Origin of the sequence: Streptomyces sp. GDS52, assembly GCF_052246875.1 — a bacterium.
Lineage (GTDB): Bacteria > Actinomycetota > Actinomycetes > Streptomycetales > Streptomycetaceae > Streptomyces > Streptomyces cathayae.
This window is the reverse complement of the sequence record NZ_CM125966.1, coordinates 5,963,637-5,980,384: the sequence shown is the minus strand read 5'-3', so window position 1 is coordinate 5,980,384 and position 16,748 is coordinate 5,963,637. Positions and strand designations below refer to the sequence as shown.

Annotated in this window: 11 protein-coding genes; 6 read left to right on the top strand and 5 right to left on the bottom strand. The window is 70.7% G+C overall.

The window, feature by feature from the left end:
* Nucleotides 1-26 precede the first annotated feature (26 nt).
* Both ACTWJ9_RS27285 and ACTWJ9_RS27280 read right to left on the bottom strand, forming a co-directional pair.
* Nucleotides 27-929, bottom strand: a complete 903-nt coding sequence (locus tag ACTWJ9_RS27285) for a tRNA (adenine-N1)-methyltransferase (RefSeq protein WP_279336922.1) — start codon at nt 927-929, stop codon at nt 27-29.
* Nucleotides 930-986: 57 nt separating this feature from the next.
* On the bottom strand, nt 987-2,627 hold the full coding sequence (locus tag ACTWJ9_RS27280) for a site-2 protease family protein (RefSeq protein ID WP_279336921.1): 1,641 nt from the start codon (nt 2,625-2,627) through the stop codon (nt 987-989).
* A gap of 275 nt (nt 2,628-2,902) precedes the next feature.
* Between ACTWJ9_RS27280 and ACTWJ9_RS27275 the strand changes: the two genes are divergently transcribed.
* Both ACTWJ9_RS27275 and ACTWJ9_RS27270 read left to right on the top strand, forming a co-directional pair.
* Nucleotides 2,903-3,880 (top strand): RecB family exonuclease, encoded by a 978-nt coding sequence (locus ACTWJ9_RS27275; RefSeq protein WP_443294884.1) that lies wholly within the window; start codon nt 2,903-2,905, stop codon nt 3,878-3,880.
* A gap of 14 nt (nt 3,881-3,894) precedes the next feature.
* Nucleotides 3,895-4,566, top strand: coding sequence for a response regulator transcription factor (locus ACTWJ9_RS27270; protein ID WP_279336919.1), 672 nt, complete (start codon nt 3,895-3,897; stop codon nt 4,564-4,566).
* Nucleotides 4,567-4,689: 123 nt separating this feature from the next.
* On the opposite strand, the gene ACTWJ9_RS27265 is transcribed toward ACTWJ9_RS27270, so the two are convergent.
* The 3 genes from ACTWJ9_RS27265 to metH all read right to left on the bottom strand — a co-directional run bounded on the left by ACTWJ9_RS27265 (nt 4,690) and on the right by metH (nt 11,118).
* Nucleotides 4,690-6,294: an ABC transporter substrate-binding protein gene (locus ACTWJ9_RS27265; protein ID WP_279336918.1), complete on the bottom strand. Its 1,605-nt coding sequence runs from the start codon at nt 6,292-6,294 to the stop codon at nt 4,690-4,692.
* A 444-nt stretch (nt 6,295-6,738) separates the two neighbouring features.
* Entirely contained in the window at nt 6,739-7,467 is a 729-nt protein-coding gene (locus ACTWJ9_RS27260) for an HAD family hydrolase (protein ID WP_279336917.1), read from the bottom strand.
* 129 nt (nt 7,468-7,596) lie between these two features.
* Entirely contained in the window at nt 7,597-11,118 is a 3,522-nt protein-coding gene (gene metH, locus ACTWJ9_RS27255) for a methionine synthase (protein ID WP_279336916.1), read from the bottom strand.
* 291 nt (nt 11,119-11,409) lie between these two features.
* On the opposite strand from metH, the gene ACTWJ9_RS27250 reads away from it, so the two are divergent.
* The 4 genes from ACTWJ9_RS27250 to ACTWJ9_RS27235 all read left to right on the top strand — a co-directional run bounded on the left by ACTWJ9_RS27250 (nt 11,410) and on the right by ACTWJ9_RS27235 (nt 16,656).
* On the top strand, nt 11,410-12,174 hold the full coding sequence (locus tag ACTWJ9_RS27250) for an IclR family transcriptional regulator (RefSeq protein WP_279336915.1): 765 nt from the start codon (nt 11,410-11,412) through the stop codon (nt 12,172-12,174).
* A 395-nt stretch (nt 12,175-12,569) separates the two neighbouring features.
* The gene (locus ACTWJ9_RS27245; protein ID WP_279336914.1) at nt 12,570-13,364 is read left to right on the top strand and encodes an MIP/aquaporin family protein; all 795 of its coding nucleotides are present in this window, start codon (nt 12,570-12,572) and stop codon (nt 13,362-13,364) included.
* A 110-nt stretch (nt 13,365-13,474) separates the two neighbouring features.
* Nucleotides 13,475-15,010, top strand: a complete 1,536-nt coding sequence (gene glpK, locus ACTWJ9_RS27240; RefSeq protein ID WP_279338112.1) for a glycerol kinase GlpK — start codon at nt 13,475-13,477, stop codon at nt 15,008-15,010.
* 29 nt (nt 15,011-15,039) lie between these two features.
* Entirely contained in the window at nt 15,040-16,656 is a 1,617-nt protein-coding gene (locus ACTWJ9_RS27235; RefSeq protein ID WP_279336913.1) for a glycerol-3-phosphate dehydrogenase/oxidase, read from the top strand.
* Nucleotides 16,657-16,748: the final 92 nt, after the last annotated feature.

Genomic DNA, 16,748 nt, shown 5'->3' with positions numbered 1-16,748 from the left:
GTGCGTTGTCGTGGTGGTGGGACGGGTCAGCGGGCGGCGCCCGCGTCGGCGTTGGGTCCCGAGTAGTCCTCGCCGTAGGCGCCCTTGGCGGGGCGGCGTCGGCGCATGGGGGGCTCGACCCCGTCGGCGAGGCGGCGGGCGGTGAGCAGGAAGCCGGTGTGGCCGATCATCCGGTGGTCCGGGCGGACGGCCAGTCCCTCGATGTGCCAGTTGCGGATCATGGATTCCCAGGCCGTCGGCTCGTTGAAGGAGCCGATCTCGCGGATGGACTCGACGGTCCGGGCGAGCTGGGTCGTGGTCGCGACGTAGCAGCAGAGGATGCCGCCGGGGACGAGCGCCTTGGAGACGGCCTCCAGGCATTCCCAGGGGGCGAGCATGTCGAGGATGACGCGGTCGACCTCGGTGTCGGACAGATTGTCCTGGAGGTCGCCGACGGTGAGCTGCCAGGCGGGGTGCGGGCCGCCGAAGTAGCGCTCCACGTTGGCCTGGGCGATCTCGGCGAAATCCTCGCGGCGTTCGTAACTGTGCAGCATGCCCTGGTCGCCGATGGCGCGCAGCAGGAAGCTGCTGAGCGAGCCGGAGCCCACGCCTGCCTCCACGACGCGGGCGCCGGGGAAGATGTCGGCGAAGGCCAGGATCTGCCCCGCGTCCTTGGGGTAGACGACGGCTGCCCCGCGGGGCATGGACAGGACGTAGTCGGGGAGCAGGGGGCGCAGCGCGAGGTAGGCGACGTTCCCGGTGGTGCGGACAACGCTGCCCTCGGGTGCGCCGATCAGTTCGTCGTGGGGGAAGGAACCCTTGTGGGTGTGGAAGTTCTTCCCGGCCTCGAGCGTGAACGTGTAGTGGCGACCCTTGGGGTCGGTCAGCTGTACCTGGTCCCCGACCTTGAAGGGCCCACGGCGGCGGGCGGCACCGGTCGGTTCGGACATGTGACCAGCCTACCGGTCCCCACGTGGGCCACTGACCACCCGAGGGCGGGGAGGATGTCAGGCGGGGCGGGCCATGGCCTTGACGAAGGCTCGTTCCACGTCGGCCGCGGACAGGACGCCGTAGATCTCGCCGGTGGTCTCGACGACCAGGTACTCGGTGGCGGGGGCGGCGCGCAGGGCCTCGAGGAGGTCCTCTCCCGCGAGCTCGGCGGAGACGCGCATGCCGTCGGTGAGGTCCTGGGCGAGCCCGCTGACCGGGACCCAGGGGCGGCGGTGTTCGGGTACGCCGACGATGGCGGCCTCGCGCACCAGGGAGAGCGGGGTGCCGTCGGGGTCGACGACGACGAGGGCCCGGGCGCCGGCGGCGTTGGCGCGGCGCAGCGCCTCGGAGAGCGGGGTGTCCGTCTCGACGGGCACCGCACGGCGGGTGAGGGCGCGGGCGCGCAGTTCGGGAAGGTGTTCGCGCAGGCGGGCCATGCGCAGGCTGTTGCCGGCGCCGGTCCAGATGATCGCGGCGAGGATGGCGGCGAGCAGCGCGTCGAGGACGGTGTCCATACCGACGCTGTCCTCGGCGGCGGAGCCGAGGGCTCCGGACTGGGTGAGCAGGGGAAGGCCGATCAGGACGGAGACGGCGAGGACGCGGCCCACCCAGGCGGCGGCGATGGTGCCGCTCATCGGCTTGCCGGTGAGTTTCCAGACGACCGCGCGGAGCATGCGTCCGCCGTCGAGGGGGAGGCCGGGCAGGAGGTTGAAGACGGCCACGATGAGGTTGGAGATCATCAGGCCGGCCAGCAGGACGCCGGGGACGGAGCTGGGTTCGACGGCGAGCAGGGCGACGTAGAACAGGCCGGACAGGACGAGGGAGAGCAGGGGGCCGACGAAGGCGAGTACGAACTCCCGACCGGGAGTCTCCGCCTCCTTCTCGATCTCGGAGACGCCGCCGAAGAACTGGAGCTGGATGCGGCGCACCGGCAGCTTGAAGCGGAGGGCGGCGAGCGTGTGGGCGAGTTCGTGGACGAGTACGGAGGCGTAGAAGGCGACGGCGAAGAACAGCGAGACCAGATAGCTGGCGGCGCCGAGTTCGGGCAGCACACGGTCGATCTGGCCGCCGAACACCCAGGTGATCAGGATGGCGACGAGGAACCAGCTGGGGGCGACGTAGACGGGCACGCCGAACGGGCGTCCCATCAGCAGTCCACCGCGCTGCTGCTCCGGGGGACGCGGTGCGGGCCCCTTGCCGGATCCGGAGTGGGCGAGGGTGCGGTCGGTGCCGTGGGGCTCGGAGGGCGCGGACCGGTGACCGTCGTCCCGCGGAGCCCTCTCGGACGGAGCACCCGCGGGGGCAGGGGGCTCGGACCAGCCGTCGTCCGGGGACCGCGGGTTCTGCGGGTGGGCGTCGGTGTCCGGGGCAGGAGGTCGCGCGGGCTGCTCCCCGTTCCGGGGCGTGGCCCCGTCGGTGTCCGCCGGGGCCGAGGGCTCCCCGGTCTCCGCCGGGGCGCCTCCGGTCCGTGACGGAGCGTCGCCGGAGGCCGACGGATCACGGTCGTCGGTGCGGTCGTCGGGGGTGCTCGGGGCGGTTTCGGGCGGGTCGAGGCGGCCCCCGTCCGTGGGGGGTCGGCCCTCCGTGGCCCTCATGTGGCGCTCGTCCGGCTCGTCGTTGCCGGATCGCGGCTGCCCGCCTCCGCCGCTTGCGTCCACCGGTGTCCCCTCGTCGCTGCGTTTCCCGTGCCTGCCGGACGGGAGGGTCTGGTATCGATGGTATGCGGCCGTCGCCCCACGTCTCGCCCCGGCACCCCTGTCTCTTGCCGTCCGGCGCCGCGCCCGCTCGCCCTCTCCTCTCCTGCCCCTTTTCCCCCTTTTCCCCCTTCGCTCTCTTCTCTTCCTTTCCCCTTCCCCCTGTGGCCACCCTTTCTCCCTGTGGCCACCCCTGGTGTGCGGGTCCCTGTCAGTACCGGGCCGTAAGGTCTGTGGGCATGGAGACGAGCACCGAGGGCGCGGGACGGCCCGACAGCATGCCGGTCGTGGCGGCGGATCCGCCGGTGGTGGCCGGGGCCCCGCCCGAAGTGGCCGCCGCGCCACCCGTCTCGCTGTCCCCGTCGCGTGCCGGTGACTTCATGCAGTGTCCGCTGCTGTACCGGTTCCGGGTCATCGACCGCCTGCCGGAGAAACCGAGCGAGGCGGCGACCCGGGGCACGCTGGTGCACGCGGTGCTGGAGCGCCTCTTCGACGCCCCGGCCGCCGAGCGCACGGCACCGCGGGCGAAGCAGCTGGTCCCGGGCCAGTGGGACCGGCTGCGGGAGTCGAGGCCGGAGGTCGCGGAGCTGTTCGCCGAGGACCCGGAGGGTGAGCGGCTGGCGCGCTGGCTGGCGGAGGCGGAGCTGCTGGTCGAGCGCTGGTTCACCCTGGAGGATCCGAGCCGGCTGGAGCCCGCCGAGCGGGAGCTGTTCGTCGAGGCCGAGCTGGATTCCGGGCTGAGGTTGCGCGGCATCATCGACCGGGTGGATGTGGCGCCCACCGGCGAGGTGCGGCTCGTCGACTACAAGACGGGCAAGGCGCCCCGGCCTCAGTACGCGGAGGACGCGCTGTTCCAGATGAAGTTCTACGCCCTGGTGGTGTGGCGGCTGAAGCAGGTGATCCCGCGCCGGCTGCAACTCGTGTACCTGGGCAGCGGTGATGTGCTGACGTACGACCCGGTCCGCGCCGATCTGGAGCGCGTGGAGCGCAAGTTGCTGGCCCTGTGGGAGGCGATCCGGCTGGCCACGGAGACGGGTGACTGGCGGCCACGTCCCACCAAGCTGTGCGGCTGGTGCGACCACCAGGCGCACTGCCCGGAGTTCGGCGGCACTCCCCCGCCGTATCCGCTGCCGGTACGGGCGTCCGGGCCGGCTCCGGCCGGTGCGCCCCGGAGGCAGGAGGGGCAGGGCACGCAGGGCACAATGGGGGCGGACTAGCGAAGGAGAGTCACGTGGCCATCCGCGTCCTACTGGTTGACGACCAGCCGCTGCTGCGTACGGGCTTCCGGATGATCCTGGAGGCCGAGCAGGACATCGCGGTCGTCGGTGAGGCCGGAGACGGCCTCCAGGCCCAGGACCAGGTGCGGGCGCTGCAGCCCGATGTGGTGCTGATGGACATCCGCATGCCGCGGATGGACGGGGTGGAGGCCACCCGGCAGATCACCGGCCCGGAGCGGGACGGCCCGGCGAAGGTGCTGGTGCTCACGACGTTCGATCTCGACGAGTACGTGGTGGAGGCGCTGCGGGCGGGTGCCAGCGGCTTCCTCCTGAAGGACGCCCCGGCCAATGAACTGGTGCAGGCGATCCGGGTGGTGGCCGCCGGTGAGGCGATGCTGGCCCCGAGCATCACCCGCCGGCTGCTGGACAAGTACGCCACGCATCTGCCGTCCGGTGACGAGCCGATGCCGGACACGCTGCACACCCTGACCGACCGTGAGGTCGAGGTGCTGAAGCTGGTGGCACGGGGGCTGTCCAACGCGGAGATCGCCGCGGACCTGTTCGTCAGTGAGACGACCGTGAAGACGCACGTCGGTCATGTCCTGACGAAGCTGGGGCTGCGTGACCGGGTACAGGCGGCGGTGTACGCGTACGAGAGCGGTCTGGTGCGCCCCGGGGCGCAGTAGCTCCCGCTCCGGTCCGCACCCCGGCTCCACTCCGCACACACCAGAGGGCGCCTCCGGCTTCCGCAAGACGGGAAGTCGGAGGCGCCCTCTGGTGTGTGCGCGCCCGCCAGGGGCTCCGCGGCGTCAGCCGCTCACGCCTCGTCCCAGCTCCCACAGCTGGAGCGTGGAGGAGGAGTTGAGCATGTAGGCGGTGCCGGTGATGTCGTCACGTGCGGCGCCGTACTGCTTGCCCTGCCACAGGGGCAGCACGGGCACGTCCTCCGCGACGATGTTCTGGATGTCGTTCAGGCTGCCGACCGCGGAGAGCCGGTCGGCCTGGCGGCGGGACTCCGGGATGAGTTCCTTGCTGACCCGGCTGTTGGCGTACGGCGAGTTGAGGAAGTTGTCCTTGTCCAGGAACGGGGCGAGGAAGTTGTCGGCGTCCGGGTAGTCGGGGAACCAGCCCATGCCGTAGACGTCGAACTTGCCCTCCTTGCCGGCCGGACGGAAGGTTTCCCAGGCCGCGCCCTTGATGTCGGTCTCGAACAGGCCGCTGTCGTTGAGCTGCTTGCTGAGCTGCTCGAACTCCGCCTTGGTCGCGGGACCGTAGTGGTCGGTCGTGTAGTGCAGCGTCATCTTCACCGGGGTGGTGACACCGGCCTTCTCCAGCAACTGGCGGGCCTTGGAGACGTCCGGGTCGCCGTACCTGTTGAAGAACGCGTTGGAGTGGCCGGTGACGGTCGCGGGAACCAGCGAGTACAGCGGCTCGGCCTGGGAGCCGTAGACCTTGGCGACCAGTTCGCTGCGGTTGATGATCTGGGCCATGGCCTGGCGGACGGCCTTGGTCTCCACGCTGGGGGCCTCGGTGTTGAAGGCCAGGTAGCGGATCTCCAGACCCGGCGACTCGACGAGGTCGATGGCGTCCTCGTTGTTGCCGGCGAGTTCCCGGATCTGCTCCGGCGACATGCTGCGGGTCATGAGGTCGACGTCGCCGTCCTCGAGCGCCTGGCCCATGGCCTCGGCGCTCTCGAAGCTGCGTACCTCGACCTTGTCGTTGGCCACTTCCAGGGACCCCTTGTAGGAGGGGTTCTTGGCATAGGTGGCGCGGACCAGTTCGCCGTCCTTGACCTCGGTCTCGATGGTGTACGGGCCGGAGCCGTCGACGTCGAACCCTTCGCGCAGCTTGCCCTTGTCGTACTTCTTCTCGCTGAGGATGCCCGCGACCGGGGTCGACAGCTTGTAGGGGAAGGTGGCGTCGGCCGACGTGAGGTGGAAGATCACCTCGCGGTCGCCCTTGGTCTCGACGGTGTCGATCGTGGACAGCAGTGCGAACACACCGCTGTCGGACTGGATCGCGAGGGCGCGTTCGATGGAGAACTTCACATCGGCGGCGGTGACGGGCGAGCCGTCCGAGAACTTCAGGCCTTCGCGCAGGGTGCAGCTGTACCGCTCGTTGCCGGTGTCGGTGAAGCCGCAGCTCTCCGCGGCCTCGGGCACCGGCTCACCGTCGCCACGCGGCTGGACCAGCAGGGTCTGCACCGTCTGGCGCAGGATGTTCCAGGTACCGACGTCGTAGGCGTACGCCGGGTCGACCGGAGCGGGCTCTTCCTCCGAGACGGTGAACCGGTCCGTGGTGCCGACGACGATCGCGTCACCGCCGCCGCTCCCACCACCGGTGTCGCCACAGCCGGCGAGTACCGGCGCGAGCAGGCCGATCGCGGCCGCCAGCACCAAAGTCTTGCGGTTCATGCTCGAGTTTCTCCAGAGCTGTCGACTCCGTGTATGCGGCATACGGGGTTGTCACTGCCGTCCACGGGGATGGGGCGATGTTCTCGCGATGAGATTAGTCCGCGCCCGTAGGGAGGGGCGCGGCGACCGGAGTTGAGCCTCCATCACGCAGTGGAACCGGGTGTGAACGCACCGGCGAACGTGGACGGGGAAGGATTGGGGCAGCGTTCAACCAATCGGGACACAAGGGAACGCGGACCGCCTCAGAAATGACGCGGACACCACATGCCGACCCCCCTGCCGACCCCTCGAAAGGTGGTGAACATCACAGCGGAACCGGGCCGGGCGGTACCGGAATTCACCAGCCGGTAGCGCTCCGAATTCCTTCGGACACACAACCCGCCGACCGGAACACGGGCCCTGGGGAATTCCGGTCCCCCCACCCGCTCCACACTGGGTGAACGCCTAGCGCATTTCCGTCATCAGCCCGCGCAGAAAAGTCAGATCGACCGTTTCCAACGACGGTACGACGGTCCGCCGGGCGGCCGGCGTGATGGGGGCCACGGAGGGCACCGCCACGACGTGACAGCCCGCGGCCTCGGCGGCGGCCACGCCGGTCGCCGTGTCCTCGACGACGGCGCACCGCACCGGGTCCACGCCGAGACCGAGGGCGGCGGTCAGGTACGGGTCGGGGTGCGGTTTGGTGCGCGGGACCTCGTCGCCCGCGACCGACAGCGCGAAGTGGTGGGCGCCCAGCGAGCCCAGTACGCGGTCGATGATGCGTCGGTGCGAGGCGGAGACCAGGGCCGTGGGGATGCCGTGCTCGGACAGTTCGGCGAGCAGCCGGGCGGCGCCGGGCATCAGCGGCAGGGCACAGGAGATGCGGTCCTCGAAGCCGTCGTTGAGCAGGACCGTCAGTTCGGTCAAGGGGATGTCGGCCCCGGTCGCCTCGATGAGGAAGCCCGCGCTGCGGGTCATGGGGCCGCCGACCACGACATGGCGCCACGAGTCGTCGAGGGCGTGGCCGAGGGAGGCGAACACCTCGACCTCGACGTCCCACCAGAAGCCCTCGGTGTCGACCAGGGTGCCGTCCATGTCCAGGAGCACGGCCTGCAGGGGGGAGCCTTCGGCCGGGGCGGCGCCGAGGGCCTGGGGGAGAGTGCCGAGCGCGGTGGCCGGAACCGTACTGGTCATCCACGTACCTCCTTCAAGGGACGATCAGGCCGGTTCCCACAAGGGGAACCGGCCTGCGGTGGACCGACCAGTGTACGTCGCGCACGACGCAGTCGCTTGTCACACGCCCGGGCGAACCGCCGGGCGGGGTCAGCGGGCGTTGAAGTACTTGGCCTCCGGGTGGTGGATCACGATGGCGTCCGTGGACTGCTCGGGGTGCAGCTGGAACTCCTCGGACAGGTGGACGCCGATGCGCTCCGGCTGGAGCATCTCCGCGATCTTGGCACGGTCCTCCAGGTCGGGGCAGGCGCCGTAGCCGAGGGAGAAGCGGGCGCCCCGGTACTTCAGGGCGAACATGTCCTCCATCGCGCTCGGGTCCTCACCGGAGAACCCGAGCTCGGAGCGGACCCGCGCGTGCCAGTACTCGGCGAGTGCCTCGGCCAGTTGCACGGACAGCCCGTGCAGTTCGAGGTAGTCGCGGTAGGCGTTGGCCTGGAACATCCGCGCGGTCTCCTCGCCGATGCGGGAGCCGACGGTGACGATCTGGAAGCCGACGACGTCCGTCTGTCCCGACTCCTCCGGGCGGAAGAAGTCGGCCAGGCACAGGCGCCGGCCGCGGCGCTGGCGCGGGAAGGTGAAGCGGGTGCGTTCGTTGCCCGCCTCGTCCAGGACGATCAGGTCGTCGTCCTTGGAGACGCACGGGAAGTAGCCGTACACGACGGCCGCCTCCAGCAGGTTGTCCGTCTGGAGCCGGTCCAGCAGGCCGCGCAGCCTGGGCCGTCCCTCGGTCTCCACCAGCTCCTCGTACGTCGGCCCATCGCCCGTGCGGGCCTGCTTCAGACCCCACTGGCCCTTGAACAGGGCGCCCTCGTCGAGCCAGCTCGCGTACTCCTTGAGCTGGATGCCCTTGACCACCCGGGTGCCCCGGAACGGCGGGGTGGGGACCGGGTTGTCGGTGGCGACGTCCGAGCGGACGTGCCCGGCCTCGGGGCGCTCGTCGATCTCCACGGTGGCCGCGCGGACCCGGCGCTGCCGGAGCTCGGGCAGCTTGGCGCCGGGCACGCCGCGCTTGATGCCGATGAGGGCGTCCATCAGGCGCAGGCCCTCGAAGGCGTCGCGGGCGTAGCGGACCTCGCCCTGGTAGATCTCGTGCAGGTCCTGCTCGACGTAGGCGCGGGTCAGGGCGGCGCCGCCCAGGATGACCGGGTAGTCGGCGGCCAGCCCGCGCTGGTTGAGCTCCTCCAGGTTCTCCTTCATGATCACCGTGGACTTCACCAGCAGCCCGGACATGCCGATGACGTCGGCCTTGTGCTCGTCGGCGGCGTCCAGGATCGCGGAGACCGGCTGCTTGATGCCGAGGTTGACGACGTTGTAGCCGTTGTTCGACAGGATGATGTCGACCAGGTTCTTGCCGATGTCGTGGACGTCGCCGCGGACCGTGGCCAGGACGATGGTGCCCTTGCCCAGGTCCTCGCCGTCCTCGAGCTTCTCCATGTGCGGTTCGAGGTGGGCGACGGCCGCCTTCATGACCTCGGCCGACTGGAGCACGAACGGCAGCTGCATCTGGCCCGAGCCGAACAGCTCGCCGACCACCTTCATGCCGTCCAGCAGGGTGTCGTTGACGATGTCGAGGGCCTTGCGGGTCTCGAGCGCCTGGTCGAGGTCGGTCTCCAGGCCGTTGCGCTCGCCGTCGATGATCCGCCGCTTGAGCCGCTCGTCCAGGGGGAGCGACGCCAGTTCCTCGGCCTTGTCGGCCTTCAGGGACTTGGCGGTGGCGCCCTCGAAGAGCTGCATCAGCTTCTGCAGCGGGTCGTAGCCCTCACGGCGCCGGTCGTGGATCAGGTCGAGGGCGGTGGTGACCTCCTCCTCGCTGAAGCGGGCGAGGGGCAGGATCTTCGACGCGTGCACGATCGCCGAGTCCAGGCCCGCCTTGACGCACTCGTCGAGGAAGACGGAGTTGAGCAGGATGCGGGCGGCCGGGTTGAGGCCGAAGGAGATGTTCGACAGTCCCAGGGTGGTCTGCACCTTGGGGTGGCGCCGCTTCAGCTCGCGGATGCCCTCGATGGTGGCGCTGCCGTCCTTGCGGGACTCCTCCTGGCCGGTGCAGATGGTGAAGGTGAGGCAGTCGATGAGGATGTCCTCCTCGCGGATGCCCCAGTTCCCGGTCAGGTCGGCGATCAGGCGCTCGGCGATCTCGACCTTCTTCTCGGCGGTGCGGGCCTGGCCCACCTCGTCGATGGTCAGCGCGATCAGCGCGGCACCGTGCTCCTGGGCCAGCTGCGCGACGCGCGCGAAGCGGGACTCGGGGCCGTCGCCGTCCTCGTAGTTGACCGAGTTGATGACCGCCCGGCCGCCGAGCCTCTCCAGACCGGCCCGGATGACGGGGACCTCGGTGGAGTCCAGCACGATCGGCAGGGTGGAGGCGGTGGCGAACCGGCCGGCCAGTTCCTTCATGTCGGCGACGCCGTCGCGGCCGACGTAGTCCACGCACAGGTCCAGCATGTGCGCGCCCTCGCGGATCTGCTCCCGGGCCATCTCCACGCAGTTGTCCCAGCGGCCCTCGAGCATCGCCTCACGGAACTTCTTGGAGCCGTTGGCGTTGGTCCGCTCACCGATCGCCAGGTAGGAGGTGTCCTGACGGAAGGGAACGGTCTGGTAGAGGGAGGCCGCACCGGGTTCCGGGCGCGGGTCGCGCTCCGCCGGGGCGAGGCCGTGCACGCGCTCCACGAGCTGCCGCAGATGCTCGGGCGTCGTACCGCAGCAGCCGCCGACCAGGGACAGCCCGTAGTCGCGGACGAAGTTCTCCTGTGCGTCCGCCAGCTCCTGCGGGGACAGCGGGTACCGCGCGCCGTCCTTGGTGAGTTCCGGCAGACCGGCGTTCGGCATGCACGACAGCTGGATGCGGGAGTGGCGGGCCAGGTAGCGCAGGTGCTCGCTCATCTCGGCCGGGCCGGTCGCGCAGTTCAGGCCGATCATGTCGATGCCCAGCGGTTCCAGCGCGGTGAGCGCGGCACCGATCTCGGAGCCCAGCAGCATCGTGCCGGTCGTCTCCACCGTGACCGACACGATCAGCGGGACCTCGTGGCCGGCGGTCTCCATCGCACGGCGGGCGGCGATGACGGAGGCCTTGGTCTGCAGCAGGTCCTGGGTCGTCTCCACCAGCAGCGCGTCCGCGCCGCCCGCGAGCAGGCCCTCGGCGTTCTGCTGGTAGGCGTCCCGGATGGCGGCGAAGGTGGTGTGGCCGAGGGTGGGCAGCTTGGTGCCGGGGCCCATCGAGCCCAGCACCCAGCGGGGGCGGCCGTCCCGCGTCGTGAACTCGTCCGCCGCCTCGCGGGCGATGCGCGCACCCGCCTCGGACAGTTCGACGACGCGGTCCGCGATGTCGTACTCGCCCAGGGCGGTGAGGTTGGCGCCGAAGGTGTTGGTCTCGACGCAGTCGACACCGGCGTCGAAGTACGCGGAGTGGACCGAACGGACGATGTCCGGGCGGGTCAGGTTCAGGATCTCGTTACAACCCTCGAGGTCCTCGAAGTCCTCGAGCGTGGGGTCCTGTGCCTGGAGCATGGTGCCCATCGCTCCGTCGGCGACCACCACTCGGGTGGCGAGCGCCTCTCGGAGAGCGGACACACGGGTCCGGCTGTCGGCGGAAGGGGTCAGCGGCAACGAGGCCATGTACGGGGCTCCCTCAGATGCGACGGCTGTCGGCTTTGCCTGTCCGAAGAGCACCCTCGTGGTGCTCCCGGGCAGAGGCACGCCGCCAGCGTATCGGGGACCGCGCCCCGACGCTCAGCACGTCCACTGGTCGGACGAAGATGGCCGGGACCCGTATGTACGCACGCGGGGGGCACGACGGATGGCGGCGGACCATTGGCGGGAGGTCGGCATCGAGCGGTAGTGTTCGGCATTGCCGAACAGTGGCAGCGGCCGCGCGCGTTGGTCGCAGGGGACGGAGGCAGCACGGCGATGGCACGGAACATCCAGTCGCTCGAACGGGCGGCGGCGATGCTGCGCCTGCTGGCGGGCGGCGAGCGGCGGCTCGGCCTGTCGGACATCGCCTCGTCCCTGGGCCTCGCCAAGGGCACCGCCCACGGCATCCTGCGCACCCTCCAGCACGAGGGCTTCGTCGAGCAGGACGACGCCTCCGGGCGCTACCAGCTGGGCGCCGAACTGCTGCGCCTGGGCACCACGTACCTCGACGTGCACGAGCTGCGGGCACGCGCCCTGGTCTGGACCGACGACCTGGCCCGCTCCAGCGGCGAGAGCGTCTACCTCGGCGTACTGCACCAGCAGGGCGTGCTGATCGTGCACCACGTGTTCCGTCCCGACGACAGCCGGCAGGTCCTGGAGATAGGGGCCATGCAGCCGCTGCACTCCACGGCCCTGGGCAAGGTGCTGTCGGCCTACGACCCGGTGGCGCACAGCGAGGCCCTGGAGGCCGACCGCAAGCCGTTCACCGACCGCACGGTGTGCGAGCCGGACGCCTTCGAGCACATCCTCGACCTCACCCGCGCGCGCGGGTACGCGGCGGACGTCGAGGAGACCTGGGAGGGCGTGGCCTCGATCGCGGCCCCCGTCCACGACCGGCGGCGGATGCCGGTCGGCGCGGTCGGTGTCACGGGCGCGGTGGAGCGGCTGCGGCAGGACGGCGAGCTGCGCCCGGAGCTGATCGCGGCGGTGCGGGACTGCGCCCGCGCGGTGTCGCGGGACCTGGGCGCCCGGCGGTTCTGAGCGGGCCGGACAGGCACCGGCGGGACGCACACACACCGAAGAGCCGACCGGGGCGCCGCAGGGCGTCCCGGTCGTCGTCGTGCCCGGACCCGGGCGAACCGGTCGGAGACCGGTGGACGTGACGGATCCCCGGCGAAGATCGATGACTCGGCGCAGATGACTCGGCGCAATCGACGCGATCGATAACGATCGCACTTTCGACAACCGAACCCTTGACGCACGTGCGAGGCGGAGAAAGACTCCCGTCCATCGGTCGGCATTGTCGAACAGCTACCGGCAATACACGTTAGGGTGTGACAACGCCAAAGGCCGACATCGCTCTCATCCCCGAGGGCGCCCATCCCCGGCGGGACCCGGGGGTCGGCTTCCCTGGACGAAGGACAAAGGAGTCGCGGGTGTCCAGCTCCGACATCTTCATCGGCGAGACCCTCGGTACCGCCATACTCATCCTGCTCGGCGGCGGCGTCTGCGCCGCCGTGACGCTGAAGGCCTCGAAGGCCCGTAACGCCGGCTGGCTCGCCATCGCCTTCGGGTGGGGCTTCGCCGTCATGACGGCGGTGTACATCGCGGGGCCGCTCTCCGGCGCCCACCTCAACCCGGCCGTGACCCTGGCGCTCGCCATCAAGGACGGCGAGTGGAGCAACGTCCCGGTCTACTTCGCCGGAGAGTTCCTCGGCGCGATGATCGGCGCGGCGCTGGTCTGGGTGGCGTACTACGGACAGTTCCAGGCCCACCTGACCGACCAGGAGATCGTCGGCGGTCCGGGCGCGCAGGCCACCGCGGCCAAGGCCGTGGAGGCACAGGAGAAGGGCGCCGGTCCCGTGCTCGGCATCTTCTCCACCGGTCCGGAGATCCGGAACGCGGTGCAGAACCTCGCCACGGAGATCATCGGCACCATGGTGCTGCTGCTCGCCGTGCTCACCCAGGGCCTGAACGCCGAGGGCAACGGTCTCGGGGTGCTGGGCGGTCTCATCACGGCGCTCGTGGTGGTCGCCATCGGCCTGTCCCTCGGCGGCCCGACCGGCTACGCGATCAACCCGGCCCGTGACCTCGGTCCGCGCGTCGTGCACGCCCTGCTGCCGCTGCCCAACAAGGGCGGCTCCGACTGGTCCTACGCCTGGGTTCCGGTCGTCGGTCCGCTGATCGGCGGCGCCCTCGCGGCAGGCTTCTACAACATCGTCCTCGCCTGACAGCGACCCTGCCGCCGCGCGACCCCGCGTCTTGTGGAAGCGCCGTCCACACAGTCCCGTAATCAAGGAACCTCCAGGAGCACACAGTGACCGACGACCAGACCGCCGGCATCGCCTCCCACGGCCACGGCCCGTTCATCGCCGCCATCGACCAGGGCACGACCTCCTCCCGCTGCATCGTCTTCGACCGCGACGGCCGCATCGTCGCGGTCGACCAGAAGGAACACGAGCAGATCTTCCCCAAGCCGGGCTGGGTCGAACACGACGCCACCGAGATCTGGACCAACGTCCAGGAGGTCGTCGCCGGTGCCGTCGAGAAGGCCGGCATCACCCGGGACGACATCAAGGCCATCGGCATCACCAACCAGCGCGAGACCACCGTCCTGTGGGACAGGAACACCGGTGAGCCCGTCCACAACGCCATCGTCTGGCAGGACACCCGCACCGACGCCCTGTGCCGCGAGCTCGGCCGCAACGTCGGCCAGGACCGTTTCCGCCGCGAGACCGGTCTCCCCCTCGCCTCCTACTTCGCCGGCCCCAAGGCCCGCTGGCTGCTCGACAACGTCGAAGGGCTCAAGGAGCGCGCCGAGGCGGGCGACATCCTCTTCGGCACCATGGACACCTGGGTCATCTGGAACCTGACCGGCGGTGCGGACGGCGGCAGGCACGTCACCGACGTCACCAACGCGTCCCGCACCATGCTGATGAACCTGCACACCATGCAGTGGGACGCGAAGATCGCCGAGTCCATCGGCGTCCCGACGGAGATGCTGCCCGAGATCCGCTCCTCCGCCGAGGTCTACGGCGAGATCAGGGGCGGCAGCCTGGGCGAGCTGCTCGGCGGCATCCCGGTCGCCTCCGCGCTCGGCGACCAGCAGGCCGCCCTGTTCGGCCAGACCTGTTTCGCCGAGGGCGAGACCAAGTCGACGTACGGCACCGGCACCTTCATGGTGATGAACACCGGCGACAAGATCATCAACTCCTACAGCGGCCTGCTGACCACCGTCGGCTACCAGATCGGCGACCAGAAGCCGGTCTACGCGCTGGAGGGCTCCATCGCGGTCACCGGTGCGCTGGTGCAGTGGATGCGCGACCAGATGGGCCTGATCTCCACCGCCGCCGAGATCGAGACGCTCGCGCTCTCGGTCGAGGACAACGGCGGCGCCTACTTCGTGCCGGCCTTCTCCGGTCTGTTCGCCCCGTACTGGCGCTCCGACGCCCGCGGTGTGATCGCCGGCCTGACCCGGTACGTCACCAAGGCGCACCTGGCGCGCGCCGTCCTGGAGGCCACCGCCTGGCAGACCCGGGAGATCGCCGACGCCATGACCAAGGACTCCGGCGTCGAGCTGACCGCCCTCAAGGTCGACGGCGGCATGACCTCCAACAACCTGCTGATGCAGACCCTCTCGGACTTCCTGGACGCGCCCGTGGTGCGCCCCATGGTCGCCGAGACCACCTGCCTCGGCGCCGCCTACGCCGCCGGCCTCGCCGTCGGCTTCTGGAACAGCACCGACGACCTGCGCGCCAACTGGCGCCGGGCCGCCGAGTGGACCCCCCGCATGGACGCGGAGATCCGCGACCGTGAGTACAAGAGCTGGCTCAAGGCCGTCGAGCGGACCATGGGCTGGCTCGGCGACGAAGACTGACACCGCCCGACGAGGAGCAAGAACCCGACATGACCACTCAGTCCACCCTGCAGTCCGTGCCTGCCCTGGGGACGCGCCCGGCCTCCTGCTCGAACCCGAGCCGGGCCGAGACCCGGGAGCGGCTCGCCAAGGCGTCGTACGACCTTCTCGTGATCGGCGGCGGCATCCTGGGCATCTCCACCGCCTGGCACGCCGCGCAGTCCGGCCTCAGGGTGGCACTGGTGGACGCCGGCGACTTCGCCGGCGCCACCTCCTCCGCCTCCTCCAAGCTCCTCCACGGCGGCCTGCGCTATCTGCAGACCGGCGCGGTGAAGCTGGTGGCGGAGAACCACTTCGAGCGCCGTGCGGTCTCCCGCCGGGTGGCCCCCCACCTGGCGAACCCGCTCACCTTCTACCTCCCCGTGTACAAGGGCGGGCCGCACGGCGCGGCGAAGCTCGGCGCCGGTGTCCTCGCGTACTCGGCGCTCTCGGCGTTCGGCGACGGCGTCGGCCATCTGCTCTCCCCCGCCAGGGCCGCGCGGGACGTGCCGGAGCTGCGCACCGACAACCTCAAGGCCGTGGCCGTGTACGGCGACGACCAGATGAACGACGCGCGGATGGCGCTGATGACGGTCCGCGCGGCGGCCGAGTCGGGCGCGGTCGTCCTCAATCACGCCGAGGTGACCGGTCTGCGGTTCACCCGGGGCCGGGTGACCGGCGCCGAGCTGCGCGACCGGCTGTCGGGCGAGGAGTTCGGCGTCGACGCCCGCCTCGTGCTGAACGCGACCGGACCGTGGGTCGACCACCTGCGCCGGATGGAGGACCCGAACGCGGCACCGTCCATCCGGCTGTCGAAGGGCGCGCACCTGGTCCTGAAGCGGACCTCCCCGTGGAAGGCCGCCCTGGCCACGCCGATCGACAAGTACCGCATCACCTTCGCCCTGCCCTGGGAGGACATGCTGCTGCTCGGCACGACCGACGAGGAGTTCGAGGGCGATCCGGCGGATGTCGCGGTCACCGAGAAGGACACCGCCCAGATACTCGACGAGGCCGCGTTCTCCATCCGCGACCAGCAGGTGGACCGCGATCTGATCACGTACTCGTTCGCGGGCCTGCGGGTGCTTCCGGGCGGCCCCGGGGACACCTCGAAGGCCAAGCGGGAGACGGTCGTCAGCGAGGGCCGCGGCGGGATGCTGTCCGTCGCGGGCGGCAAGTGGACCACCTTCCGTCACATCGGCCGTACGGTGATGCGCAAGCTCCAGGAGCTGCCGGGCCGGCCGCTGGGCGACGACTTCGAGCCGGTCGCGTCGCTGCCGAGGAAACTGCCGCTGCCCGGGGTGGCCAATCCGCGCGCGGTCGCCCACCGGCTGCTGGTCGACCACCCGGCACCCGGCCCGCGGATGGCGGCGGACACCGCCCGCCACCTGGCGACCCACTACGGTTCGCTGGCCTTCGACATCGCCCGGCTGGCCAATGACGACCCGCGGCTGGCCCGGCGTGTCCACCCGGATGCCCCGGAGATCTGGGCGCAGGTCGTCTGGGCCCGGGACCACGAGTGGGCCGAGACGACGGACGACGTGCTCCGCCGCCGTACGACCCTGACCGTCCGGGGACTGGCCACGGACGAGGTCCGCGCCGGTGTCCAGGACCTGCTCGACGAGAAGTAGAGGCAGGGGGCCCGGCACCGGTTCCCCCTCGGGAGCCGGTGCCGGGAAGGACCGGCGCCGGGCCGCTCGCGCTCCCGGACGGCTCCGGCCAC

Excerpts from the sequence above, each read along its gene's own strand:
- ACTWJ9_RS27265 (WP_279336918.1), bottom strand. The coding sequence starts at position 6,294 with ATGAACCGCAAGACTTTGGTGCTGGCGGCCGCGATCGGCCTGCTCGCG.
- ACTWJ9_RS27285 (WP_279336922.1), bottom strand. The coding sequence starts at position 929 with ATGTCCGAACCGACCGGTGCCGCCCGCCGCCGTGGGCCCTTCAAGGTC.
- ACTWJ9_RS27235 (WP_279336913.1), top strand. The coding sequence starts at position 15,040 with ATGACCACTCAGTCCACCCTGCAGTCCGTGCCTGCCCTGGGGACGCGC.
- metH (WP_279336916.1), bottom strand. The coding sequence starts at position 11,118 with ATGGCCTCGTTGCCGCTGACCCCTTCCGCCGACAGCCGGACCCGTGTG.
- ACTWJ9_RS27250 (WP_279336915.1), top strand. The coding sequence starts at position 11,410 with ATGGCACGGAACATCCAGTCGCTCGAACGGGCGGCGGCGATGCTGCGC.
- ACTWJ9_RS27275 (WP_443294884.1), top strand. The coding sequence starts at position 2,903 with ATGGAGACGAGCACCGAGGGCGCGGGACGGCCCGACAGCATGCCGGTC.
- ACTWJ9_RS27260 (WP_279336917.1), bottom strand. The coding sequence starts at position 7,467 with ATGACCAGTACGGTTCCGGCCACCGCGCTCGGCACTCTCCCCCAGGCC.